The sequence below is a fragment of the Pseudomonas sp. LFM046 genome (assembly GCF_000949385.2).
Lineage (GTDB): Bacteria > Pseudomonadota > Gammaproteobacteria > Pseudomonadales > Pseudomonadaceae > Metapseudomonas.
This window is the reverse complement of sequence record NZ_JYKO02000001.1, coordinates 4154872-4178100: the sequence shown is the minus strand read 5'-3', so window position 1 is coordinate 4178100 and position 23229 is coordinate 4154872. Positions and strand designations below refer to the sequence as shown.

The window sequence follows — 23229 nt, the reverse complement described above, 5'->3', positions numbered from 1 at the left end:
CTGGACGTGATCGGGAAAACCTTCAGACCCGCTGGCTTGGGCGCGAGCTCAGGCGCTGGTCGGTTCGGTCGCCAGGCACCCTTGCAGTGAAAAGATAATGACCATAATCTATTTTTACAAGAGAGTGCGACCACCCCCTGGATAGCGCCCAACGGGCTAGCGATGGAGTCGAGAGAATGCCGGAACGTATCTACCTGGATGACATAGCCGTGGATGACATTTTTGTAAGCGGCCAGCATGAGCTGGACGCCGAGCAGATCATCCAGTTCGCAACCCAGTTCGACCCACAGTCATTCCATCTCGACGAAGACGCGGCGAAGGACACGTTCTTCGAGGGCCTGGCTGCAAGTGGATGGCACACAGCGGCCATCACGATGCGGCTCCTGGTGCAGAGCCTGCCCTTCGCTCGCGGCGTAATCGGCGCAGGCGCGGAGATCAGTTGGCCACAGGCAACCCGCCCTGGTGACATCCTTCAGGTCACCAGCAAGGTCGTCAGCATTACGCCGTCCCGATCCAGGCCTGATCGGGCCATCGTCGTTTTCGAGTGTGTGACCTCGAATCAGAATGATGAGGTACTGCAAAAACTGACCACCAAGGTCGTGGGCTTCAAGAAGGAGAGGTAAGGTCATGGGACGCTCATCACAACAACAGGCTTCGGAGAATCGAGCGAAGATCGTTGAGACGGCGAGCCGGATGTTTCGCGAGCTGGGCGTCGAAAACGTATCGGTGTCCGACGTGATGGCTGCCAACGGAATGACGGTTGGCGGCTTCTACAAGCAGTTCAAGTCCAAGGATGCGCTTGTGGCCGAAGCGTTTTCGCTGGCGTTCGATCAGTCCCTCGATGCCTGGGACGACGTGTATCAGCAGGCAGATGCCAAAGCCGAGAATCGAGCCTGTGCGCTTGTCCGCCAGTACCTTCGAAACAGGTCGGCGAAGCGTCGCTGCCCGGTATTGGCATTCGCGCCACACGTCATCCACGGAGGCGCCGATGAAGCGTCCGTAGACGCTTACAAGGCGGGTACGAAAGACCTGTTCGACAAGTTCATCAGCGAGCTGAAGGGACCAACTGCTGCCCATACCGTCTCGGACGCCGCCGAACGCGATGCAATGGTCATTTTTGCGGCGATGGTGGGCGCACGTGCTATTGCGCAGGCCATTGGCAATGAGCCTTGGGTTGAAGCCATTGAGGCGGCTGTGAACCAGGCCGCCAACGAGCAGGGGCATCGATAGGCCATCGCCCACTCTAGGGTGTGGATTCGACTGGTCGATGCAACGGATGGGTCGGCGAAATCGTGCACGGGATTTTGCGTCCGACCGATCGCACTTCAGCGCTGCAGGCGCCTTATCCTCTAAACCCCTTTGCCACCAGATAAACCTCCCTCGACCGCGGCCGCGACGCCTCGGGTTTGCGTATCACCACCTTTTCGAATGAGGTGCGAACGTCCTTCAGAAAGACGTCGGAGCCTTCGCCCTGAAAGACCTTGACCACATAGTTTCCATTGGGTTTGAGCACTTGCCGAACCATGTCGAGGGTGAGTTCGACCAGGTACATCGAGGAGGCCTGATCGGCGGCAGCGACGCCACTGATATTGGGGGCGATGTCGGAAACGATCAGATCGGGCTGCCTGCCGGCGAGCTTGTCGAGAATCTGCTGGAACACCGCGTCGTCGGTGAAGTCGCCTTGAATGAAATCGACGTTATCCAGCGGGTCCATCGGCAGAATGTCACTGGCCAGAACCCGTCCCTTTTCCCCCACGAGCCCTCCGGCCACCTGCGACCAGCCGCCGGGAGCGGAGCCAAGGTCCATGACCAGCATGCCGGGGCGGATCAGTTTGTCCTTCTCGTTCAGCTCGATGAGCTTGTAGCTGGCGCGGGAACGCAAGCCATCCTTCTGAGCCCGTTTGACGTAAGGATCGTTGACGTGTTCATCCAGCCAGCGGCGGCTGCTTTTGGATCGTTTCATGAGAGAGCCAACTACGGAAAATCAATGTGAGGTGCGGGACAATATAGGCAACAGAGGGGAAGCTGTTGGGCGCAAAGCGGCGGCAATTATAAGCCGATAATCCCGCGCAGGTTAAATCCGCGGGGCAGGGATCGCACTGCGCCGACCCGCATGGCGCGTTCCAGAGGGCCGTCAGTCCAGACCTGACAGGGGCGGGCGGCGGCGGGTACAATTCGCGCCTTACCTCATCCCTCTGTTGCTTCCTTTGCCGGATTCACCGGCCAGGATTACCGCCATGATTCGCATCAACGAACTGTCTCTGCCCCTCGATCACTCCGCCGATGAATTGCGCAAGGCCATCGTCAAACGCCTGGGTATCAGCGACGCCGATCTGCTGAACTTCACCGTGTTCAAGCGCAGCTACGATGCCCGCAAGAAAAGCAGCGTCATTCTGTTCATCTACATCATCGATCTGGAGGCCCGCGACGAGGCGGCGATTCTGGCGCGCTTTGCCGATGACCACAATATCCGTCCGGCCCCGGACACCCAGTACTATCCAGTAGGAGAAGCGCCGGCCAATCTGAGCGAGCGGCCGGTGGTCGTGGGCTTTGGCCCTTGTGGATTGTTCGCGGCGCTGTTGCTCGCGCAGATGGGGTTCAAACCCATCGTGCTGGAGCGCGGCAAGGACGTGCGCAGGCGCACCAAGGATACCTGGGCGCTGTGGCGCAAGAAGGTCCTGACCCCGGAATCCAACGTGCAGTTCGGCGAAGGTGGTGCCGGCCTGTTCTCGGACGGCAAGCTCTACAGCCAGATCAAGGACCCGAAGTTCTACGCCCGCAAGGTCATGCACGAGTTTGTTCGCGCCGGCGCTCCGTCGGAGATCATGTACGTGAGCAAGCCGCATATCGGCACTTTCCGCCTCACCGGCGTGGTGTCCACCATGCGCGAGGAGATTATCGCCCTCGGCGGCGAGGTGCGATTTGAAAGCAAGGTGTCCGATCTGCTGATCAACGATGGCCAGCTCGAGGGTGTGGTGCTGGCCAGCGGCGAAACCATCCACAGTCGCCATGTTGTCCTGGCGCTGGGCCACAGCTCCCGCGATACCTTCCGTATGCTGCACCGACAGGGCGTGTTCATCGAGGCCAAGCCCTTTGCCGTGGGTTTTCGCATCGAACACCCGCAGGGCATGATCGACGAGGCCCGCCTGGGCAAGTACGCCGGCCACCAGGAGCTCGGCGCCGCCGACTACAAAGTCGTGTATCACGCCAAGAATGGCCGCGCCGTCTACAGCTTCTGCATGTGCCCCGGCGGCACTGTGGTGGCGGCTACGTCGGAGCCGGAGCGCGTCGTTACCAACGGCATGAGCCAGTACTCGCGCAACGAACGCAATGCGAATGCCGGCATCGTCGTCGGCATCAACCCGGAGCAGGACTTCCCGGGCGGCCCGCTGGCCGGTGTGGAATTCCAGGAGCGCCTGGAATCCCGTGCCTATGAATTGGGCGGCAGCGATTACTGTGCGCCCGCGCAATTGGTGGGCGACTTCATTCGCGGCGTGCCGTCGACCGAGTTTGGCGAGGTGGAACCCTCCTACAAACCCGGCGTTCGCCTGGGCGATCTGGCGCTCTCGCTGCCGGATTATGCGATCGAGGCCATCCGCGAGGCGCTGCCGGCGTTCGGCAAGCAGATTCGTGGTTTTGATCGCGATGACGCGGTGCTCACCGGCATCGAAACCCGCACCTCCTCCCCGGTCCGCATCACGCGCGACCACGAGACCTTGCAGAGCCTCAACCTGCGCGGCCTGTATCCGGCTGGTGAAGGCGCCGGTTATGCCGGTGGCATTCTGTCGGCGGGCGTGGACGGTATCAAAGTCGCCGAGGCCTTGGCCAAGTCGCTTCTGTCTGAAATCCAGAAGACCGAAGAGCAGCCCCACTGAGCGCCGCATTGATGAAATTCGATGACATTAAAAAGCTCCACCAGAAGAAATACCGGGCCGAGTTCGGTCATTTCCTGGTGGAGGGCGAACATCTGCTGCTGGAACTGCAGAAAGCGGCCTTGAAGAATCCGCTTCTGCAGCGCAGTCAGCTGTATGTAACCGGCGCCTACGAGCACTGGCAAAGCCCGTTTGAAACCCATGTGATCAGCGACCGCCAGATGGCGCAGATCGCCGACACCAAGACACCGCAGGGAATCATTGCGCTGGTGCCCATGCCGGCGACGAGCGCGCCGGTTGCTGCCTCCACGGATAACGAGCGCGCCATTTACCTGCATGAAATTCAGGACCCGGGCAATCTCGGGACCATTCTGCGTACGTTGGCGTGGTTCGGTCATTTTCGCTGCCTGCTCAGTCCCGGCAGCGTTGATCCGTATAACCCCAAAGTCGTGCGCTCCAGCATGGGCGCCATTTTTCATGCGCCCATGGAGCTGGATGTGGAATTGGATTCCCTGCGCACGCGCTTTGAACGCATCGCCTGCCTGGACATGAAGGGCGATCGCGTGCAATCCGCCAGTTTCAAGACCTTCGATTGCTACCTGTTCGGCAACGAAGCACGCGGCGTGCCCCGCGAGCAACTGATCGCACTCAACGCCCAGCCTTTTACGATTCCCGGTTGTGGCGCGATCGAATCGCTGAACCTGGCCGCGACGGTCAATATGTGCGTGTACGAATTGAACCGATAGCGGGTCAGAAAGCCGCGCTTTCTGAATCGCCCCTGGTTTCATCGCCGCTTTGTGCCCATATACGGACAGTCAATCACGCTCTGGCTCTGCCCCGAATATGCCGCACGCCTTCCAGGGCCAGCAGTCCCACCGCAAGCCAGATGGGTATATAGGTCAGCCACTCGCGGGACGCGATTCGTTCGCCGATGAACAATGCGGCGACCACCATCAGCACAGGCTCCACATAACCCAGCAAGCCGAACAGGCTGAATGGAAGGAGACGGCTGGCAGTGGTGTACGCCATGAAGGCCGCTGCGCTGATCACCGCCAGGAAAATCACCAGGACGACCAGTCGAGGCGCCTGCTCGAATTGCGCGACCGTCCCCTGTTGCCCCAGCACGAACCAGCAGGCAAAGGGCAGCGTGAACAGCATGTCGAACCAAAGTCCCCCCAAGTTGGCGGTGTTGAGCCTGCGACGCAGCATGAAGTAGGCCGGGAAGCCGAACGCAACCAGCAATGCCTCCCAGGAGAAGCCACCCATCTGGATCAACTCGTGAGAGACCCCCATCAGCGCAGAAGCGCCGGCGGCCCTCTGCAACCAAGTGAGCCTCTCCCGATAGAAGACCACCCCCACCATCAGCATGGTGAGCGGAAGCAGGAAGTACCCCAGGGAAACCTGTAGACCCCGACCGTTGATGGGGGCCCAGAGGAACAGCCATTGCTGCACGCCGAGCAGAGCACTGCTACCCATCAGGCCGAGCAGCAGGTTGGGACGCTGCCGAATGCGGATGAAAATTTCCCTGACCGGCTGCCACTCCCGGCCTAGCAGCAGAAACAGCGACACGCACGGCAGGGTGAGCAGCATGCGCCAGCCGAAGATTTCCTCACCGGTGAGCGGCTTGAGCAGCGTGGCGTAGTAATAGAGACCGGCGAACGCGCAGGACGATGCGACGGACAGGGCGATACCTTTGAACACAAAGGCCTCCGCAAGCAATCAGGTTATGGGATGGCGGTCAGGGCTGGAGAGGTGACCAGGGCGGGCCGCCGGCAAATCTGCTTTCGATCCAGCTTTTGAATGCGAGGGTTGTTGCGGGGGAGAACCTGGCCGATGGGCGTACCAGGTAGACGCCACCTTCGCTGCCACCCAGCAACCCGTCCGGCAGCACTCGTACCAGCCGGCCGGCGTGCCTGGTGCACCGTGCTGAGCGAGATAGTCCGGAGGCACGCAAAGCATGCGGCGGTGCTCGCTCAGCTTGCCGGCGATCAAGCGATTATCGCTCAGCTCACCGATGCGGATCACAGCGTCGGAGCCTTCGGCGATGGCCGACTCGATGGAGATGCGGATACTCCGCAATTGGCTGGTGGACCAGACGCAGGAACTGAGGGGCAGGGGCACCTCGGCTCCCTAGGGGCGCCACCCCACAATCACTTCAACACCCGCCTGGGCAGTTTCAGGTCGGCGCATAGCCCGCCTTCTTCGCGGTTGCGCAGGCTGATGCTGCCGCCCAGGCGGCTGGCGATCATCTGGACGATGGCCAGGCCCAGGCCGGCACCTTGGGGGTTGTCCTGGCTGTAGAAGCGCTCGAACAGGCGCTCTTGTAGAGTCTCATCGATGCCCGGACCCTGATCCTCCACCCGCACGATGCAGGCGTCCCGGCCGTCCTCCAGCAGGCTCACTTTCACTTCGCCGCCCGGTGGGGAGAAGTTGGTGGCGTTGGTCACCAGGTTCTGCAGGGCAATGCCGATGGCGGCGGCGTCGCTGGTGGTGTGGAAGTCGCCCTCGGCCACTTCCAGGGCCAGTTCCAGGCCCTTGTCCAGCAGCAGTGGCGTGAGCTCCGCCAGGTGCTCGCGGACAACGGTCCCCAGGTCCAGCGGCTGCCATTTCTGCCGGGCCAGTTCCGGTTCCACCCGCGCCATGGTGAGCAACTGGTGGACCACACGGGTCAGTCGGTCGACGCCCACGGTGAGGAATTGCAGGGCCTCGGTGCGCTGGTCCTCCGCCGTGGCCTCCAGGGCGTTCTGCGCGTGCAGGCGCAGCACCGCCAGCGGGGTGCGCATCTCGTGGGCGGCGTCGCCGATAAAGCGACGCTCGCGCTGGAGCATCTGCTCGATCTGCCCCAGAAGACGGTTGATTGCGGCCTGCATCGGTTCCAGTTCCTTGGGCAGCGGCACGATCTGCAGGGGCGCAAGGGAGTCGGCGTGGCGGCTGCGGATCACCCGCGCCATGTTCTGCAGGGGTTTCAGGCCCCAGCCGATGGCCAGCCAGACGAGGGCGGCGAGGATGAGGACGCCTACCAGATTCGGCACCAGGGTGTGGCGCACGATGCGCTGCACCAGGTCCTGGCGCACGTCGGAGCGCTCGCCTACCCAGATCAGCAGGCCCTGTTCGGTGTCCGGCAGGGCGAAGCCACGCCAGTAGTGGCCGCCCAGCTGGACGTCATGGAAACCGGGCTTCTGCGGGACGGAGGCGAACGCCGGGGCGCTGGCCGATTGCACCAGGCTGTCGCCCTCACGATTCCAGACGTGGAAGGCCAGTTTGCTTTCGTAGGGGTGGCCGATCTTGCGTGGCTCGGCGTGGCTCAGGGCCTCGTTGAAGGCCCGGTAGAGCGCATCGCGCTCGGCGCTGGCCAGCGGCATGCGCATCACCCCCAGCAGCAGGCGCGCGTTCTGCGCCAGCTGAGCATCGTAGATTTCTTCCACCTCGTGGCTGCTGTCGCGGTAGTTGATGTAGACGATGAGCAGGGTGCCGATCAGCAGCAGGACCATCACCAGCCACAGGGTGCGGTCGCGCAATGAGGTCATGGATGGCCGTCCACCAGGTAGCCGATGCCACGCACGGTGCGGATGAGGTCGCTGGAGAGCTTCTTGCGCAGGTGGTGGATATGCACTTCCAGGGTGTTGCTCTCGGCTTCCTCGTCCCAGCCGTAGAGGGTCTGCACCAGGCGTTCCCGGGTGAGCACCTTGCCCGGTTGCGAGAGCAGTTCATGGAGCAGCTGGTACTCCTTGGGCGTCAGGGCCACCGGGTTGCCCTGGTAGCTGACCTGCTGGCTGGCCGGGTCGAGCACCACGCCGGCGTGCTCGATCAGCACCTGGGGCCGGCCAGCGCTGCGCCGCAGCAAGGCGCGCAGGCGGGCCTTGAGTTCATTGAGGTCGAAGGGCTTGACCAGGTAATCGTCGGCGCCCGCGTCCAGGCCCGTGATGCGGTCTTCGGTGGCATCGCGGGCCGTGAGCACCAGCACCGGCAGGGTGGAGCCGCCGGCGCGCAGCTGCTGGAGCACCTGGATGCCGTCCAGGCGTGGCAGGCCGAGGTCGAGGATCGCAAGGTCGAACGATTCGGTCTGCAGGGCGTGCAGGGCGCTGGCACCGTCCATCAGCCAATCGATGGTGTAGCCCTCCTGGCGCAGACCGGCGCGCACACCAGCCCCCAGGGCGTTGTCGTCTTCGACGAGGAGCAGTCGCATGAGGTTGCGGTTGCCTTATTTTTTCTGGATTTCCTGCAGTAAAGCATCGATTTCCTGGCGACGGCCCTGGTCGGCCAGTTCACGGCCGGGGCGCGGCGCGGCGGCCTTGGCCTTGAGCAGGGCTTCGCGGGCTTGTTCCGGGTGGCCTTGGCGATAGAGGTGGTCGCCCCAGAAGTACAGGCTGTCGATGCCCGCCGGGTTGATCTCCAGGGCTTTGCGCAGCAGTTGCTCGGCCTTTTCGTCGTCGCCGAAGCTGACGGGCCAGCCCGGCACCCGGTCATAGAGGGCGCCCAGGCTGGTGTAGGCGGAGCCCTGCAGGGCGTTGGGGTCGAGCTGGATGGCGCGCTCCAGGGCGGCGCGGGCGTCCTTCACCTTGCCCAGGGCACCCAGGCCGCCTTCGGCGCCAGCCCAACTGCTGGTGACGATGCCGTGCCAGATCCAGGCCTCGGCGGCCTGGGGGGAGGTGCGGGTGAAGGCACCGCTGCGGGCGGCAAGCTTCTCGAATTCGGCCTCGCGCTGCGTTTCCGGCACCTGGTACTGGATCTCTGCCCAGCGCTGCTGGATGGCCGAGAGTTGCTGGGTGCCGCTCTCGTCGAGGGCCCAGGCCGGGATGCTGAGAATCAGGTACAGGCCGAATGCACTAATGAGCTTGTTCATCACGGGTGGTCCTTGCTGTGTTGGGCGGCGCTGAAGCGGCGGATGATCGGCAGTTGCTTGTGCAGGGCGCGGTCCACCAGGCCCGGCAGCATGCCGTTGAGGCGGACGAAGAATTTCTCCGGCCAGCCCAGGTAGAGCTCACTGAGGTCTTTCTCGACGGCGGCGATCACCGCCCGGGCCACCTGTTCCGGCTCGTCCACACCCACCTTGAGTTCAGCGTTCAGCGCCATGGCGGCCTGGCTGTTCATGCTGGTGCGGGTGGCGCGCGGGGCGACGTAGAGAACGTTCACCTGGGTGTCCGCCAGTTCGCGGCGCAGGGCTTCGGAGAAGCCGCGCAGGGCGAACTTGCTGGCGCAGTAGACGGCGTAGCCCGGGTAGCCGATGGAGCCGTAGATGGAGCCGACGTTGACCACCAGCCCGTGCTGCTGTTGGCGCAGCAGCGGCAGCAGGCCGCGGGTCAGTTGCAGGGTGGCGGTGACGTTGAGGGCCAGCATTTCCTCGATCTGGCCGTCATCCACCTGCTCCAGCATGGCGAAGCGGTTCACCCCGGCGGCGTTCACCAGCACGTTGATCCCGCCCATGGCGCGAGCGGCCTCCAGTATCCGCTGGCGTCCCTGGGCCTGGCGCAGGTCGGCACCGATCCAGGACAACTGCTGGGGATGGTGCTGGAGCAGTTCGGCCAGGGCATCGCGGTGGCGGCTCACCGCCAGTACCTGGGCACCCCGGGCGCAGAGCTGTTCGGCCAGGGCCAGGCCGATGCCGCCGCTGGCGCCAGTGAGCAGGACACGGCAATCAGCGAGTCGCATGGCTCACCTCGCCGGCGCGGGGCAGGCCGCGGAACATCTCGGTGTAGAGCTGGTAGACCACCTTGGCGGCGTGAATCACGGCCTGCTGGTCGTCCTCGTCTTCCAGGCGGTCCATCAGGCCGCGGTAGGTGACCATGTGGTCCTGGTCCAGGTCGCCATGGGACGACAGGTAGCTGAAGGCGGTCGCCGGCAGGCCGAGGCCTCCACGGATGGCGCCGGCGGCTTGGGTGGCCAGGGCGATGCTGGTGCCTTCCAGCACGTTGACCATGCCGAACAGGCCCACGGGGTTGCCCCGGGCGATCAGGTCGTACAGGTAGGCGACCATCAGTTCGATGGGCAGGGAAGGGCGGCTGCGGCTGGCGGCTTCGGCATCGCCCCCACAGGCGGCGATGTCGTTGAGGATCCAGCGCTCGTGGCCGTACTCTTCTTCGATGTACTCGCAGACGGCGCCACGCAGCCATTCCAGCCGCGACGGCAGGCGGGCGCCGCAGGCCATCATCAGCGGCACGGTGTGGCGCACGTGGTGGTAGGCCTGGCCGAGGAAGGCGCGGTAGCCCTCCAGGCTGACCTGGCCCGCCAGGGCCTCGCGGATCACCGGGACGCTGAACAGGGCGTCCCGCTCCGCGGCGGTCTCGGCTTGCAGTCGTTCGAAGAAACTCATGGTCGTACCTCGTTTTCGAGTTCGCGAAGGGTGCCCTGGTAGCGCGCGAGGATCGCCTCGCGTCGCAGCCGGCCATTGCTGGTGAGCAGCCCGTCGGCGCTGCTGAAGGGGGTGGTCAGGCGGTGCCAGGCCCTGATCCGTGCATAGTCGGGCAGCGCGGCATTGGCGCCGGCCACGGCATCGGCCAGGGTCTGCAGGTCGCATTGCGGGTCCAGCGGCCAGACCAGGGCGAGGTTGCCCGGCAGGCCTTCACCGTGGACGAAGGCCTGGGCGATGACGCCGCGCTGGGTCAGCTCGGCCTCCACCCAGTCCGGGTTCACATTGCGGCCGAAGCTGGTGATGAACTGGTGTTTCTTGCGGCCCTTGAGGTGCAGGTAACCATCGGCGTCGAACTCACCCACGTCGCCGGTGGGCCACCAGCGTCCGGTGAACGGCGCCTCGCCCAGGTAGCCGAGCAGGGCGGAGCCGCTGACTTCGACTTCGCCGTCTTCCGCCAACCGGACCTGCACGTGGGGCAGGGGCTGACCGACGCTGCCAGGGCGGTTGGTGCCGGGGCGGTTGAGGCAGACCACCGATGCGCATTCGGAGAGGCCATAGCCTTCGAACACCGGCAGCCCGACCCGTGCCGCGCGGGCCAGCAAGTCTGGGGAGACCCTTGCGCCGCCCACGGCGACGAAGCGGAACTGTGCGGCGCTCAGGTGGCCCTGCTCGATGGCGGTCACCAGGCCGAGCAGCAGTTGCGGCACCAGGATCAGGCTTTGGGCGCCGCTGAGGACCAGGGTGGCCAGCAGCTTCGGCCAGTCGACTCCGCTGGCGCCCTGGATGCCCATCTGCCGTTGGGGCAGCAGGGTGACGCAGGCGCCGGCCAGCAGCGCGGCGTAGACCCCGAGGTTTTCCAGCAGGACCGCCATGGGCAGCACCGCCAGGTAGTGGGCCGGCGCGGTGGCGCGGCTGGCGATTTCCAGCTCATGGGCCACCTGCAGCAGGGCGGTGGCGCCGAGGCATACCCCCTTGGGCTGGCCGGTGGTCCCGGAGGTGTAGGTGATCTTGGCAGTGCCGCCGGGCAGGGCAGCGGGGCCGCTGACGGTTCGGCGCCAGAAGGGGCCCTCCGCGTGGAAGCCGGCGGCGGTCAGTTCGTCCGCGTAGTCCCTGTCGATCACCGCCAGTGCAGCGTGGCATTGCTCCAGGCAATGGGTGCGCTGCTGGGGACTGAAGAAGGGCGGCAGGGTCAGGCAGGGACGCCCGGAGAAGAGTGCGGCCAGATCCCAGAGCAGTGCCTCGGGGCCGTTGTCCAGGCCGAGGGCGAGCACACCTTCGGGTTCGGCGCGCAGCAGGGTTTCGCGCCGCTCCACCTCGGCCAGCAACTGGGCGTAGGTGTAGCGGCGGGTGTCGCCACGCAGGGCGAGGGGCTGGGGAAGGCGGGTGGCGTACTCCCGCAGGATGTCGCGCAGGGCTTCAGGCTGCATGGGGCGCCGCTCCTCCGTCTTCCGGAAAGCCCAGGCGAGCGAGGATGCCGGCGCGCTGCAGTTGCTCGAATCCGTAGCGGATGTTGCCGGTGTACACGTGAGGCTTCTGCTCGTAGTAGGTGCCCCATTCCTGCTGACCTGAGCTCAGGCGCTCGGGGTCGGCGTCGCCCAGCAGCAGGGGGTCCAGGCCGAGGCGGCGGAAGCTGTTGATCAGCGATGGGGAGCCGGTGAACACCACCCACTCCAGGCCGCGCAGGTTCAGCAGCCAGGTGACGGCAACGATGATCAGCCGCGCGTTGCCGGCGTTGATCGACGCGAGGTTGCCGACTTCCACCACCTCGCTTCTTGCCACGGGGCGGGATGTCAGCCCGGCGATCAGGGCTTCGGCGGGTGCTTCGAGGTATTGCTCCAGGAACAGCGGCTCCTGTTCAGCAAGGCGGATGCCGGTCACGGCGCTGAGGGCACCGTGGTAATTGCGCATGCTGAGCAGCTCGGGCATGTACTGGCGGATATCGGCGTGGTGGGCGCTGAAGAACCGGCGGTGGACAAAGTCCTCCGCGGCGCCACGTCCGCTGTCTCCCGCCTGCAGCAGGGCCAGGTAGTGTTCCTGAGACTTTTGACCGAAACGGAAAGGAAACAGGGCGTTCCACTCGGCGCTGTTCATCGGTGCCCTCCGGGCGAATGGCAGATGGAGGGAGTATCCGGAGGAAGTCTTAAGGGAGCCTGAAGACGGGCTCAGTGTCTGTCGCCTGGCCGTCATGCCGCTGACTCGGGGATGTCATCCCCGTGGGGCATCCTGCTTGCAGGAACAGAAACGGCACAGGACGTGCCAGGGTGCAAACTGAAGCTGCCGGCGATGGCAGCTTTTTTTTGCGCGTCCGCTGGCGGCTCAGGCCGAACCAGCAGGTTGAAGCTGATCCGGTAGGGTGCGCCGTGCGCACCGGCGGTTTGACGGGGTGCCGAAGCCGATCTCGGGATCGGTGCGCACAGCGCATCCTACGACCCGTCCTACGAACTTCGGGGGCAAACTCCTGGCCTCAGAGCTTGTAGCCGATCTGCCGCAGCAGCCCCTTGCGCCAGGCGACGTCCTCTTCTCCCTCGGCTCCCTTGGGCCGGAAACCGTCCACCACGCCCAGCACGCCGCGCCCCTGGTCGGTCTCGGCGAGGATGACCTCGGTGGGGTTGGCGGTGGCGCAGTAGATGCGGCAGACCTCGGGCACCAGCTTCAGGCTGTTGAGCACATTCACCGGATAGAAGCCTTCCCCGAGGAAGACGATGAAACTGTGTCCGGCGCCGATGGCCAGGGCGTTTCGGCGAGCCAGTTCGAGCAGGGCGTCGTCGGTGCCAGAGCAGCGCACCAGGCACTTGCCCGAGGCTTCGCAGAAGGCGAGGCCGAAGCGGATGCCGGGGACGGCGCCCACCAGGGTTTCGTGAATGTCTTCGACGGACTTGATGAAGTGGGTCTGGCCGAAGATGAAGTTGATCGCTTCCGGCTTGTCGATGCTGACGCTGATGAGTTGCATGTGAAGCGCCTCCAACCCCCATGGGACAAGCATAGTCAGGGTCTGGTCGGCGAAGGCCCGCGCAGGCGCGCGGCCGGAACGAAAAAGCCCGGCACGAAGCCGGGCTTTTCGAAGGGGATCGCGCCTTATTCGGTGCTCAGAACGCCACGGCGGATCTGGTCGCGCTCGATGGATTCGAACAGGGCCTTGAAGTTGCCCTCGCCGAAGCCGTCGTCACCCTTGCGCTGGATGAACTCGAAGAACACCGGGCCCATCAGGGTTTCCGAGAAGATCTGCAGCAGCAGGCGCTTGCTGCCGCCTTCGGTGGTGCCGTCCAGCAGGATGCCGCGCGATTGCAGCTCGGCTTCCGGTTCGCCGTGGTCCGGCAGGCGACCCTGGAGCATCTCGTAGTAGGTAGCCGGCGGCGCGGTCATGAAACGCATGCCCAGGGCCTTGAGCTTGTCCCAGGTCTTGAGCAGGTCGTCGGTGAAGAAGGCCACGTGCTGGATGCCTTCGCCGTTGAACTGCATCAGGAACTCTTCGATCTGCCCGGCGCCCTTGGAGGATTCCTCGTTCAGCGGGATACGGATCTTGCCGTCCGGCGCGGTCATGGCCTTGGAGGTCAGGCCGGTGTACTCGCCCTTGATGTCGAAGTAGCGGATCTCGCGGAAGTTGAACAGCTTCTCGTAGAAGTCCGCCCAGTAGGCCATGCGGCCGCGGTACACGTTGTGGGTCAGGTGGTCGATGAGCTTCAGGCCCGCACCTTCGGGGTTGCGGTCCACGCCTTCGATGAACTCGAAGTCGATGTCGTAGATCGACGAGCCTTCGCCGAAGCGGTCGATCAGATACAGCGGCGCGCCGCCGATGCCCTTGATCGCCGGCAGGCGCAGTTCCATCGGTCCGGTGGGGATGTCGATGGGCTGGGCGCCCAGTTCCAGGGCGCGGGCGTAGGCCTGGTGGGCGTTCTTCACGCGGAAGGCCATGCCGCAGACGGACGGACCGTGCTCGGCGGCGAAGTACGCGGCCTGGCTCTTGGGCTCGTTGTTGAGGATCAGGTTGATCTCGCCCTGGCGATACAGGTGCACATCCTTGGAGCGGTGGGTGGCGACCTTGGTGAAGCCCATCATCGCGAAGACGGGTTCCAGGGTGTTCGGGGTGGGCGAGGCGAACTCGATGAATTCAAAGCCCATCAGGCCCATGGGGTTTTCGAAGATGTCAGCCATTTTTTGGCACCTCAAGCATTTGATTGAAAGTTATAGGTCAATGCGAGGTGGCTGCGGGCGGTGCACAGGAAATGCCCCGTACGCTGCGGGCGAGGTAGTCGCCGATGGTGACTTTGAATCCGAGGCTTTTCATGGGCGTTGCCTCAGGCCGGTTTGTCGGCTTGCTGGTCAGGGTGCGCCTGGATGAACGCCGGATGCTCAAGGGCGAGGCGTTCGACCCGGGTGATCTTCGGATAGTGTGACAGGTCCTGTTCGAAGCGGCGTGCGGCGTAGACCTGCGGTAGCAGGTAGACGTCCGCCAGGCCCGGCTCACCGAAGCAGAAACCGTCATCGCCTATCAGTGCTTCGACCGCGTTGAAGCCTTCGGCGATCCAGTGACGAATCCAGTTCATCACCTCGGCTTCCTCCACCTTCAGGCCACGCAGTCGGTTGAGGACCGCGACGTTGTGCAGGGGGTGGATATCGCAGCCGATGATCGCCGCCACCGCACGCTGGCGGGCGCGGGCTTCCAGGTCCTGGGGGAGCAGGGCGGGCTGGGGATAGCGTTCTTCGAGGTATTCGATGATGGCGGGGGACTGGATCAACACCTGGCCTTCGTCGGTGCGCAGGCTGGGCACGCGGCCTTGGGGGTTGATCGCCTTGTATTCGGGCGTGTGCTGCTGGCCGCCGTCCTGGATCAGGTTCACCGGCATGTGCCGGACGTCCAGTCCCTTCAGTGCCAGGGCGATGCGCACCCGGTAAGAGGACGTGGAGCGGTAATAGGTGTAGAGATCCATGGCACTCACTTGGCGGCAGGCGGTCCGGGAGGCCCGGAAGCCGGCATTGTTGTTTTCGTAATCAATTTACACTTTGCGTAATTTGCGGGCTGGGGGCGGGCCTGTCAAGCGTCGGGAGGGGAGGCGGGATAGGCGGGGGGCGGACAGTGCCTGGCTGTGGCGCTTTTCCTGTAGGGGCGAATTCATTCGCCAAGCAGGCCGAAGGCCTGCCCTGAGGCGCCCAGAATGAAAAGCCCCCGCATCGAGCGGGGGCTGGGTCCATCACTGGTTCTGCTTGGCGTCCTCGACGCCGGCGGTGTTGTTCAGCAGGCTGCCGGTGGCGGTCTGGAGGAAGGCCTCCAGGTACTTCTGCAGGCGCGGGTCGCTGTCGCCAGGGATGCGTTCCGCCTTGGCGTCGGCGCCCAGCTGGTAGTTGTAGAGGCGTGCCGGGAAGCCTTTTGGCTGGATCAGGATGCGGTCGTCGCTGACGATGGCCACGGTCTGTTCGCCGCCGGACGGCTTGATCACGCCGATACCCGGGTCGCCGGCCGGCAGATTGAGCAGGTCGCGGCCCCAGCACTGGTGACGCACGTCGCCGCCCAGGCGCCCCATGATGGTGGGCACGATGTCGACCTGGGTGCCGACGGTGTGGTTGCGCGTACCGAACTTCTCCTGCACACCCGGACCGATCAACAGCATTGGTACGTTGAAGCGGAACAGGTCCATTTCGGTGAGCTGCTTGTCGCTGCCGAAGCCGTGGTCACCGACCAGCACGAACAGGGTGTCCTTGAAGTAGGGCTCCTTGCGTGCCTTCTCGAAGAACTGGCCCAGGGCCCAGTCGGCGTAGCGCATGGCGGTGAGGTGCTCGTCCAGGCCTCCGTGGCCAGTCACCCGCTCCACCGGCAGGTTGGCGGGCAGGGCGTAGGGCGTGTGATTGGAGAGGGTCTGCAGCAGGGCGTAGAAGGGCTTGTCGGCCGGTTGCTTGGCCAGCTCCGCGGCGCCACGGTCGAACATGTCCTGGTCGGATACGCCCCAGGTCTTGTCCATGAACACCGGATTGACGAAGTCCTCGCGGCCGATGAAGCGGGTCATGCCCTGGTTGCTGAAGAAGCCGGACTGGTTGTCCCACTGGAAGTTGCCGTTGTAGACGTAAAGGTCGTCGTAATCGCGGGCACTGAGCAGCTGCGGCAGGCCGGAGAACTTGTGCGAGCCCTCGGGGGTGCGCATCAGGTATTCGAAGCTGGGCAGGTTGGGGAAGCAGGCCATGGTGGCGAACATCCCCTGGTGGGTATGGGTGCCGTTGGAGAAGTAGCGGTCGAACAGCAGACCCTCTTTGGCCAACTTGTCGAAGTTGGGCGTGATGCCGTCGGGGTTGCCCAGGGCGCCGACATAGCGACCGGCGAAGCTCTCCATCAAGATCACCACCACGTTGCGGATCGGCAGGGTGCCGTCGGCCGGCGGGGTGAAGTCGCGGCGGATGGCAGCCTTGTCGGCGTCCACCAGCTTGTCGTTGGGGGTCAGCAGCATTTCGCGCACGCTGGCCAGGGCCTCAGCCTCGGGCAGGGTGGCCTTCCAGGCGTTGTCGCGGCGGGCGGAGAAGGTGTGCTGGGCGGCTTCCACCAGGGTCAGGGTACCGTTGAGACCGAGCTGGTTGGCGAACATCGAGTCGGTGGTGTAGGCATCGCCCCAGCGCAGTGGCGGGCCCTGACGCAGGTGGCCACGGGCGGCGATCACGGCCACCACCAGGCAGACCATGAAGACCGCCAGGCGGCCGAACCAGGGCGCGGCGCGGCGGGGGCCAGTCGAGAGTGTGGCGCGGGTGCGCGGACGGCTGAGCAGGTCCAGGCCGCGGAACATCAGGTAGAGCAGGCCGGTGGCCAGGGCCCAGGCGATCAGGTAGCGGCCCACCGGGAAGCCGTTCCAGATCATGCTGGAAACGGTGCCGAGGTCTTCCTGCAGGTACTGGAATACCAGGCTGTTCAGGCGCTGGTGGAACTCGCGATAGAAGTCCAGTTCGGAGATGCCGAGGAACAGCGTCAGGCTGGCGAAGAGGGTCAGCCAGATCCGGTGCAGGCCACGGGCGGCCATGGCGCGGACGCTGAGCAGGGACAGCAGCAGCGGGGCGCAAGCGATTACCACCAGGCGCAGGTCGAAGCGCAGGCCGTTGTAGAAGGCTTCAACGAAGACCGAGGCCGGGCTGTCACCGATCTGGTCGCTGTTGTACACCAGCAGCGCCACGCGCAGGAGGCTGTACATCACCACCAATGCGGCGGCGCTGAGCAGGGTGAAGGCGAGGTGGCTCTTGACGGTGGGGCCGTTCAGGGTGAACGAGGCCCGCCGGGTGGTGACGGTTTCCGGTGCGGTCATGCGATCAAGCGTCCATAGGGCTTCAAGACAGGGCCGGCGCCGCTTGGGGCCGGGGGGCTAGCAGACCGCCCGATAGTACATTAGTTCCAGTAGGCGGCCGAAGCCGGACGGACTCTGCCAGACGGGATGTGAAGAAAACGTCGAATGGGGGAGGGGCAGCGTCCGAAGATGTGTCGGACTGTTTCGGGGCGGGGCGCTCCACAGACTCGCTCTCACCGGGCAGCCCGCAGGGTGACCACGCTTCATCGGTCCACTATCGGCGTACGGAATGGCAGGGGCGGTGGAAATGAACAGCGATTTCCAACACGCGTCCTGATGCCTATCGCTCCGCTCAATTCATCCTTCGGCCCGCCAGGGCGGCGGCCTCACGGGTCACCAGTTCGACGAACGCCAGGGCCGGGGCCGAACGCTCGCAGCGCCGGCGCACCAGCCAGACGGCGGTGGTGGCGCCGGGGTCCAGCAGGGTGCGGTAGACCACCCCATCGATGCGGGTGCGGCGGAACGAGGCCGGCAGCACCGATACCCCCAGGCCCGCCGACACCAGGCCGATGATAGTCATGGCCTCGCTGGCCTCCTGGGCGATGCGCGGGGTGTAGCCGGCCTCCCGAGCGAGGGCCAGCAACTGGTCATAGAGGCCGGTGCCGAACGTGCGGGGGAAAAATACGAAGGGTTCCTCAGCCAGGGCGGCGACGGCAATTCCGTCCTCGCTGCCCTGGGCCAGGGGGTGGTCGGCACGCAGCACGGCCACCAGGGGTTCGCGGAACAGCTCCACCGCCTGCAAATTGTCCGGCAGGGCCAGGGGGCGGATCACCCCGACTTGCAGGCTCTCCTCCAGCAGCGCCTTCACCGTCTCGGCACTGCTGCCTTCGGTGAGTTCCAGGTGCACGTCCGGGTAGGCCTGGCGGAAGGCGTTGATGCTGCGGGGGATGGTCGAGGTGAAGGGCGCCGACGAGGTGAAGCCCACCTTCAGTTCCCCCAGTTCGCCACGGTGGGCACGCCGCGCCAGTTGCACCGCCCGGTCTACCTGCACCAGTACCTGGCGGGCCTCATCGAGGAAACGACGGCCGGCTTCGGTCAGCTCCACACGCCGGTTGGTGCGGTCCAGCAGGCGCGCGCCGATTTCTTCCTCCAGGGCCTGGATCTGCTGGCTCAGGGGTGGCTGGGAGATGCCCAGTTGTTCGGCGGCCCGGCCGAAATGCAGCTCTTCGGCCACGGCGATGAAGTAGCGCAGGTGTCTCAGTTCCATGGGGCGGCCTATTGATATGTTTCGAGTATCAAATGTGTCGAACAATATATTGGAGATAATGTAAACCCGCCGATATTCTTTGCCCCACAACCCCAACAACGAATCCCCCAGCCCCTGATCCAGGCGGCGCGGCCTCGTTGTGCCCGCTCGCCGCAAACGCCCGAAGGTGCCCCGTGAGCAAATCCCAGGCAGTACTCAAGAACGAAGACGAACCCGCGCTTAGCGAGGCGGTCCGTGACGCAGCCAGCGAGCTGCCGGACGCCGCCGCCAACGATCCCGAACTCCCCACCTTCATCCGCAAGGGCACGCCGCAGTTCAAGCGCACCTCCCTGGCGCTGTTCTCCGGCGGTTTCGCCACCTTCGCCCTGCTGTACTGCATCCAGCCGATGATGCCGGTGCTGTCCAAGGCGTTCTCCGTCACCGCCGCCCAGAGCAGCCTGGCGTTGTCGGTGTCCACCGCCATGCTCGCCCTCGGCCTGCTGGTGACCGGTCCGCTGTCCGACGCCCTTGGCCGCAAGCCCGTGATGGTGGTGTCGCTGCTCGCCGCCGCCCTGTTCACCCTGGCCAGCGCCGCCATGCCCACCTGGGAAGGCGTGCTGGTGATGCGCGCGCTGGTCGGCCTGTCCCTGAGCGGCCTGGCCGCCGTGGCCATGACCTACCTGAGCGAGGAAATCCATCCGCACCACCTGGGCCTGTCCATGGGGCTCTACATCGGCGGCAACGCCATCGGCGGCATGAGCGGGCGGCTGATCAGCGGCGTGCTGGTGGACTTTGTCTCCTGGCACGCGGCGCTGGCAGCGCTCGGCGGCCTGGCCCTGGTCGCCGGCGTGGTGTTCTGGCGTGTGTTGCCGGAGTCGAAGCACTTCCGCCCGATGCCGCTCAAACCCGCCACGCTGATCGAGGGCTATCGCCTGCACTTCCGCGATGCCGGCCTGCCGTGGCTGTTCCTCACCGGCTTCCTGCTGATGGGCGCGTTCGTCACCCTGTTCAACTACATCGGCTACCGCCTGCTGGCGTCGCCGTACCAGATGAGCCAGGCCGTGGTGGGCGTGCTTTCGGTGGTCTACCTCTCGGGCATCTACAGCTCGGCCTGGGTCGGCTCCCTGGCGGACAAGCTGGGCCGGCGCAAGGTGCTCTGGGCGGCGATCCTGCTGATGCTGGGCGGCCTCCTGCTTACCCTGTTCAGCCCGCTGGGGGTGATTCTGGCCGGCATGGCGATCTTCACCTTCGGCTTCTTCGGCGCCCACTCGGTGGCCAGCAGCTGGATCGGCCGCCGCGCCCAGCGTGCCAAGGGCCAGGCGTCGTCCCTCTACCTGTTCAGCTACTACGTTGGCTCCAGCCTGGCCGGCACCCTTGGCGGCCTGTTCTGGCACCACTTCGGCTGGGAAGGCGTCGGCCTGTTCATCGGCGCCCTGCTGGTGGTTGCTGTGGCCGTGGCCCTGCACCTGGCGCGGCTTCCGGCCCTGCCGGGCAACGCCATCGTCCAGCCGGCGCACTGACCTGTTCAGCCGGGGGCTGCCTGCCGGCCCCTGGCTTCCCTCCGATCCCACCAGAAGCTCCCCGGGGTGCGACAACGCGCCTCTCATGACGACATCCCCGGCGCTGGTCCGGGCTGGCAGAATGGCGCGCCTACCCACCGCTCAGAGTGGGAGCCTTTCTGCCTGTCATGCGTGCCCAACCCGTCCCGATCCAATCCAGGGAAGTACAGCATGAGCATCACATCCGCCGATATCTGCAAGGCCGCCGATGCCCTCACGGGGTTCGTCGGTTTCAACCGCAAGCTGGGCAAGTACATCGTGCGCTTCAGCGAGGACTCGTTTGGCATGGACGTGCCCGACAACAGCATCACCCCCGCCAGCGAGTTCGTCTGGGTGCAGAAAGCCGGCCAGGTGATGACCCTCAGCCGCGAGTGCCTGCAGATCCTGCTGGACCAGAACATCAATGACCGCCTCAATCTGGGCGACGTGCTGCTGGTGTACCTGCGCCGCACCGACCTGCCGGAGATCAGCGCCGAGCGCCTGCGGGTCTGAAGCTGGCGGCGCGCAACGGCATCAAGGCTTTCGTCGACTGCGGGCCTCAGTAGAGTCCGGGAATCAACCGTGAGGTGCGTGCGCAATAGGCTTCGTATGCCTCGCCGAACTCCGTGCGCAGCAGCGCCTCTTCAGCATCGATGCGGGCCAGCAGAGGCGGCAGGGTCAGCACGGCCAGCGCCAGGCCGGCGCCGGAGCGGAAGGCCAGGGCCCAGCCGATCGAGCCGACCATCAGGCCCAGGTAGCTGGGGTGGCGGATCGTTCCGTAGATGCCGTCCGTCACCAGGCGGTGGCCGGGTTGGATGGCCACCAGGCCGCTGAAGCGATGGCCCAGCACGAACACCGGCCAGAGCCGCAGCGCGCCGCCCGCAGCGAAGATGAGTACGCCGAGCCAGCGCACACCTTCGCCGCCGAAGGTCCAGACATTGAGGCGGTCGGTGTAGGCCGGGAGGAAGGCGCTGAGCAAGCCGATGAGGCCGAACACCCACAGCACCCAGCGATTGTGCCGGTCTTCGCGGATGCCGCTGCTGAGGTTGCCGCCGGAGAAGGGCGCCACGAAGGACAGGACGAAGAGCACCAGGGTCAGCGCCACCAGGGGGGAATGGCTGAAGAACGCGCTGAACCCGCCTTCGCCGAGGATGGCAAGGCCCAGGTAGGCGAGGGTTCCGACACAGGTGGCGAGCAGCAGACCGGGCCGGGACATGGCGGATCACCTCATCGAACAGGGTGGACTCTGCATTGGACCGCGGCGCTGGCGGCGGGTGCAGGTTGCCGCCTCAAGCGGCCCCCGGACTCCTCCGTCCAAATCGCCGGCGATAGTCCGTGGGTGACAGCCCGACCATCTTGTTGAACACCTTGCGAAAGGCCGCCGGGTCCTGATAGCCGACTTCCCAGGCGATCTGGTCCACCGAGCGGTTGGTGAGCTCCAGCAGTTCGCGGGCCTTGGCCGCGCGCAATTGCTGGCAGTACTCCGTGGGGCGCAGGCCGGTGGCCTGCTGGAAGCGCCGCAGGAAGGTGCGTTCCCCCAGCCCGGCCTGAGTGGCCATGGCGGCGACGCTGACATTGCGCGCAGCCTGGCGCTGCAGCCAATGCTGCACCTTGAGCACCGCTTCGTCGCCGTGGGTGAGTCGCGGGGTGAAACGGCGGAAGTACTGTTGGGAATGACGGGTCAGGTCCAGTGCCAGGAAACGTGCGGTGTCGGCGGCGATGGTCGGCCCCAGCAGCCGGTCCACCAGGGTCAGGCCCAGGTCGGTCCAGGCCATCACGCCACCGGCGGTGATGATGTCGCCGTCGTCCACCACCAGCTTGTCGGCATCCACCTTCACCTCGGGGAAACGTTCCCCCAGGTCCTTGGCCAGGCTCCAGTGCGTGGTCACGACACGACCGGCCATCAACCCCGTCTGCGCCAGCACGAAGGCCCCTGCGCATACCGAACTCAGCGTGGCGCCGGTTGCATGCTGGCGGCTGAGCCAGTCGGCGAGGGGCTGCAAGGTTTCGGCCGGCGGCAGCGTACCGATGCAGGGCGGCACCACGACGACGGTCGGGCGGCTGTCGGCACCGGGATGGCTGTCGAGGGTGCAGCGGATTTCGCCGTTCTCGTCGGTGGTCAGGTGCCGGACCCGAAGGACGGGAAGGTCGGCGTCGGCGCGTTCGGCGGCCATGCGATTGGCCACCGCAAAAAGGTCGGAGAGGCCATGGGCGGCTGCGAGCTGGGCACCGGGATAGAGCAGGAGGCTGATCTCCAGCAGGGTCGTCATTGTCAGTTTTTCCTGCGAATTTGTCGGTCGCGCCGATCCTCAACCGGCGCGCGGACGTTCATCTTGGGCCCCATGTCTCCACTCCTACAACCCGAGGTGAACACCATGAGCAAACAAGCCGTCATCGTCATCGATATCCAGAACGATTATTTCCCCGGTGGCCTCTGGACCCTGCACGGCGCCGACGCCGCGGCCGACAACGCCGCCCGCATCATTGCCGGCGCGCGCGAGGCCGGGGACCTGGTGGTACACGTCCGTCACGAGTTCACCAGTCAGGACGCTCCCTTCTTCCGGCCCGGCTCGGAAGGCGCGCAGATCCATCCCAAGGTGCTGAACGCCCCAGGCGAGCCCGTGGTCCTGAAGCACTTCGTCAATTCCTTCCGTGAGACCGATTTGAAGGACATCCTCGACCGGAACGGCGTGGAACAGGTGACCATCGTCGGCAGCATGAGCCACATGTGCGTCGACGGCGTTACCCGCGCGGCGGCGGACTACGGCTACGACGTCACTGTGATCCACGATGCCTGCGCCACGCGGGACCAGGAGTTCAACGGCAAGGTCATCCCCGCCGAGCAGGTCCATGCCGCTTTCATGTCCTCGCTGGGCTTTGCCTACGCCAAGGTGGTGTCCACTGACGAGTACCTCGCGCAGCAGAACTGATGCCGAACGCCGGGAACCGGCGCTGACGCGGGAGGTCTTGC

At 65.2% G+C, this 23229-nt stretch carries 23 protein-coding genes and 1 pseudogene; 7 read left to right on the top strand and 17 right to left on the bottom strand.

Annotation, left to right across the window (positions count from 1 at the left end; all coding sequences use genetic code 11):
• Positions 1 to 176: 176 nt before the first annotated feature.
• Positions 177 to 623: a MaoC family dehydratase gene (locus TQ98_RS19195; protein ID WP_044870490.1), complete on the top strand. Its 447-nt coding sequence runs from the start codon at positions 177 to 179 to the stop codon at positions 621 to 623.
• 4 nt (positions 624 to 627) lie between these two features.
• The gene (locus TQ98_RS19190; protein WP_044870489.1) at positions 628 to 1230 is read left to right on the top strand and encodes a TetR family transcriptional regulator; all 603 of its coding nucleotides are present in this window, start codon (positions 628 to 630) and stop codon (positions 1228 to 1230) included.
• A gap of 112 nt (positions 1231 to 1342) precedes the next feature.
• Here the strand turns inward: TQ98_RS19190 and rlmE are convergent, their stop codons facing one another.
• Complete coding sequence (gene rlmE / locus TQ98_RS19185) at positions 1343 to 1963, bottom strand: 23S rRNA (uridine(2552)-2'-O)-methyltransferase RlmE (protein WP_044870488.1); 621 nt, start codon at positions 1961 to 1963, stop codon at positions 1343 to 1345.
• Positions 1964 to 2237: 274 nt separating this feature from the next.
• On the opposite strand from rlmE, the gene TQ98_RS19180 reads away from it, so the two are divergent.
• Together TQ98_RS19180 and TQ98_RS19175 are read left to right on the top strand one after the other, a co-directional pair.
• Positions 2238 to 3875: an NAD(P)/FAD-dependent oxidoreductase gene (locus TQ98_RS19180; RefSeq protein WP_044870487.1), complete on the top strand. Its 1638-nt coding sequence runs from the start codon at positions 2238 to 2240 to the stop codon at positions 3873 to 3875.
• Positions 3876 to 3886: 11 nt separating this feature from the next.
• On the top strand, positions 3887 to 4618 hold the full coding sequence (locus TQ98_RS19175; protein ID WP_044870486.1) for an RNA methyltransferase: 732 nt from the start codon (positions 3887 to 3889) through the stop codon (positions 4616 to 4618).
• Positions 4619 to 4691: 73 nt separating this feature from the next.
• Here the strand turns inward: TQ98_RS19175 and rarD are convergent, their stop codons facing one another.
• The 14 genes and pseudogenes from rarD to TQ98_RS19105 all read right to left on the bottom strand — a co-directional run bounded on the left by rarD (position 4692) and on the right by TQ98_RS19105 (position 18741).
• Complete coding sequence (gene rarD / locus TQ98_RS19170) at positions 4692 to 5573, bottom strand: EamA family transporter RarD (protein WP_044870485.1); 882 nt, start codon at positions 5571 to 5573, stop codon at positions 4692 to 4694.
• 37 nt (positions 5574 to 5610) lie between these two features.
• Positions 5611 to 5918 (bottom strand): annotated as a pseudogene (locus tag TQ98_RS19165) (hypothetical protein); the annotation flags it as partial.
• Positions 5919 to 6022: 104 nt separating this feature from the next.
• Entirely contained in the window at positions 6023 to 7399 is a 1377-nt protein-coding gene (locus tag TQ98_RS19160) for an ATP-binding protein (protein WP_103103009.1), read from the bottom strand.
• Entirely contained in the window at positions 7396 to 8058 is a 663-nt protein-coding gene (locus TQ98_RS19155) for a response regulator transcription factor (RefSeq protein ID WP_044870482.1), read from the bottom strand. Before TQ98_RS19155 ends, TQ98_RS19160 begins: the two co-directional genes overlap by 4 nt.
• A 15-nt stretch (positions 8059 to 8073) precedes the next feature.
• The gene (locus tag TQ98_RS19150) at positions 8074 to 8715 is read right to left on the bottom strand and encodes a hypothetical protein (protein ID WP_044870481.1); all 642 of its coding nucleotides are present in this window, start codon (positions 8713 to 8715) and stop codon (positions 8074 to 8076) included.
• Positions 8715 to 9521, bottom strand: a complete 807-nt coding sequence (locus TQ98_RS19145; RefSeq protein WP_044870480.1) for an SDR family oxidoreductase — start codon at positions 9519 to 9521, stop codon at positions 8715 to 8717. Before TQ98_RS19145 ends, TQ98_RS19150 begins: the two co-directional genes overlap by 1 nt.
• A complete protein-coding gene (locus TQ98_RS19140; RefSeq protein ID WP_044870479.1) occupies positions 9508 to 10182 on the bottom strand; it encodes an iron-containing redox enzyme family protein in 675 nt (224 codons plus the stop codon). The genes TQ98_RS19145 and TQ98_RS19140 overlap by 14 nt, the downstream gene beginning before the upstream one ends.
• On the bottom strand, positions 10179 to 11648 hold the full coding sequence (locus TQ98_RS19135; RefSeq protein ID WP_044870478.1) for an AMP-binding protein: 1470 nt from the start codon (positions 11646 to 11648) through the stop codon (positions 10179 to 10181). The genes TQ98_RS19140 and TQ98_RS19135 overlap by 4 nt, the downstream gene beginning before the upstream one ends.
• Positions 11638 to 12312 (bottom strand): thermostable hemolysin, encoded by a 675-nt coding sequence (locus TQ98_RS19130; RefSeq protein WP_044870477.1) that lies wholly within the window; start codon positions 12310 to 12312, stop codon positions 11638 to 11640. The genes TQ98_RS19135 and TQ98_RS19130 overlap by 11 nt, the downstream gene beginning before the upstream one ends.
• A gap of 373 nt (positions 12313 to 12685) precedes the next feature.
• On the bottom strand, positions 12686 to 13171 hold the full coding sequence (locus TQ98_RS19125; RefSeq protein ID WP_044870476.1) for an adenosine-specific kinase: 486 nt from the start codon (positions 13169 to 13171) through the stop codon (positions 12686 to 12688).
• A gap of 125 nt (positions 13172 to 13296) precedes the next feature.
• Complete coding sequence (gene hppD / locus TQ98_RS19120) at positions 13297 to 14373, bottom strand: 4-hydroxyphenylpyruvate dioxygenase (RefSeq protein WP_044870475.1); 1077 nt, start codon at positions 14371 to 14373, stop codon at positions 13297 to 13299.
• A 143-nt stretch (positions 14374 to 14516) separates the two neighbouring features.
• The gene (maiA, locus tag TQ98_RS19115) at positions 14517 to 15149 is read right to left on the bottom strand and encodes a maleylacetoacetate isomerase (protein ID WP_044870474.1); all 633 of its coding nucleotides are present in this window, start codon (positions 15147 to 15149) and stop codon (positions 14517 to 14519) included.
• A gap of 261 nt (positions 15150 to 15410) precedes the next feature.
• Positions 15411 to 17495 carry an LTA synthase family protein gene (locus TQ98_RS19110; protein ID WP_044870473.1) on the bottom strand — a complete coding sequence of 695 codons (2085 nt, stop codon included), beginning with the start codon at positions 17493 to 17495 and terminating at the stop codon, positions 15411 to 15413.
• A gap of 331 nt (positions 17496 to 17826) precedes the next feature.
• Positions 17827 to 18741, bottom strand: coding sequence for a LysR family transcriptional regulator (locus TQ98_RS19105; protein ID WP_044870472.1), 915 nt, complete (start codon positions 18739 to 18741; stop codon positions 17827 to 17829).
• A 173-nt stretch (positions 18742 to 18914) separates the two neighbouring features.
• On the opposite strand from TQ98_RS19105, the gene TQ98_RS19100 reads away from it, so the two are divergent.
• Both TQ98_RS19100 and TQ98_RS19095 read left to right on the top strand, forming a co-directional pair.
• The gene (locus TQ98_RS19100; RefSeq protein WP_044870471.1) at positions 18915 to 20240 is read left to right on the top strand and encodes an MFS transporter; all 1326 of its coding nucleotides are present in this window, start codon (positions 18915 to 18917) and stop codon (positions 20238 to 20240) included.
• A gap of 210 nt (positions 20241 to 20450) precedes the next feature.
• Entirely contained in the window at positions 20451 to 20771 is a 321-nt protein-coding gene (locus tag TQ98_RS19095) for a DUF2025 family protein (protein ID WP_044870470.1), read from the top strand.
• A 46-nt stretch (positions 20772 to 20817) separates the two neighbouring features.
• Here TQ98_RS19095 and TQ98_RS19090 read toward each other — a convergent pair whose 3' ends face one another.
• Together TQ98_RS19090 and TQ98_RS19085 are read right to left on the bottom strand one after the other, a co-directional pair.
• Positions 20818 to 21474 (bottom strand): isoprenylcysteine carboxylmethyltransferase family protein, encoded by a 657-nt coding sequence (locus tag TQ98_RS19090; RefSeq protein WP_044870469.1) that lies wholly within the window; start codon positions 21472 to 21474, stop codon positions 20818 to 20820.
• A 73-nt stretch (positions 21475 to 21547) separates the two neighbouring features.
• Positions 21548 to 22528 carry a GlxA family transcriptional regulator gene (locus tag TQ98_RS19085; RefSeq protein ID WP_044870468.1) on the bottom strand — a complete coding sequence of 327 codons (981 nt, stop codon included), beginning with the start codon at positions 22526 to 22528 and terminating at the stop codon, positions 21548 to 21550.
• A gap of 105 nt (positions 22529 to 22633) precedes the next feature.
• Here TQ98_RS19085 and TQ98_RS19080 point away from each other — a divergent pair, with 105 nt between their 5' ends.
• Positions 22634 to 23188: a cysteine hydrolase family protein gene (locus TQ98_RS19080; RefSeq protein ID WP_044870467.1), complete on the top strand. Its 555-nt coding sequence runs from the start codon at positions 22634 to 22636 to the stop codon at positions 23186 to 23188.
• Positions 23189 to 23229 lie beyond the last annotated feature (41 nt).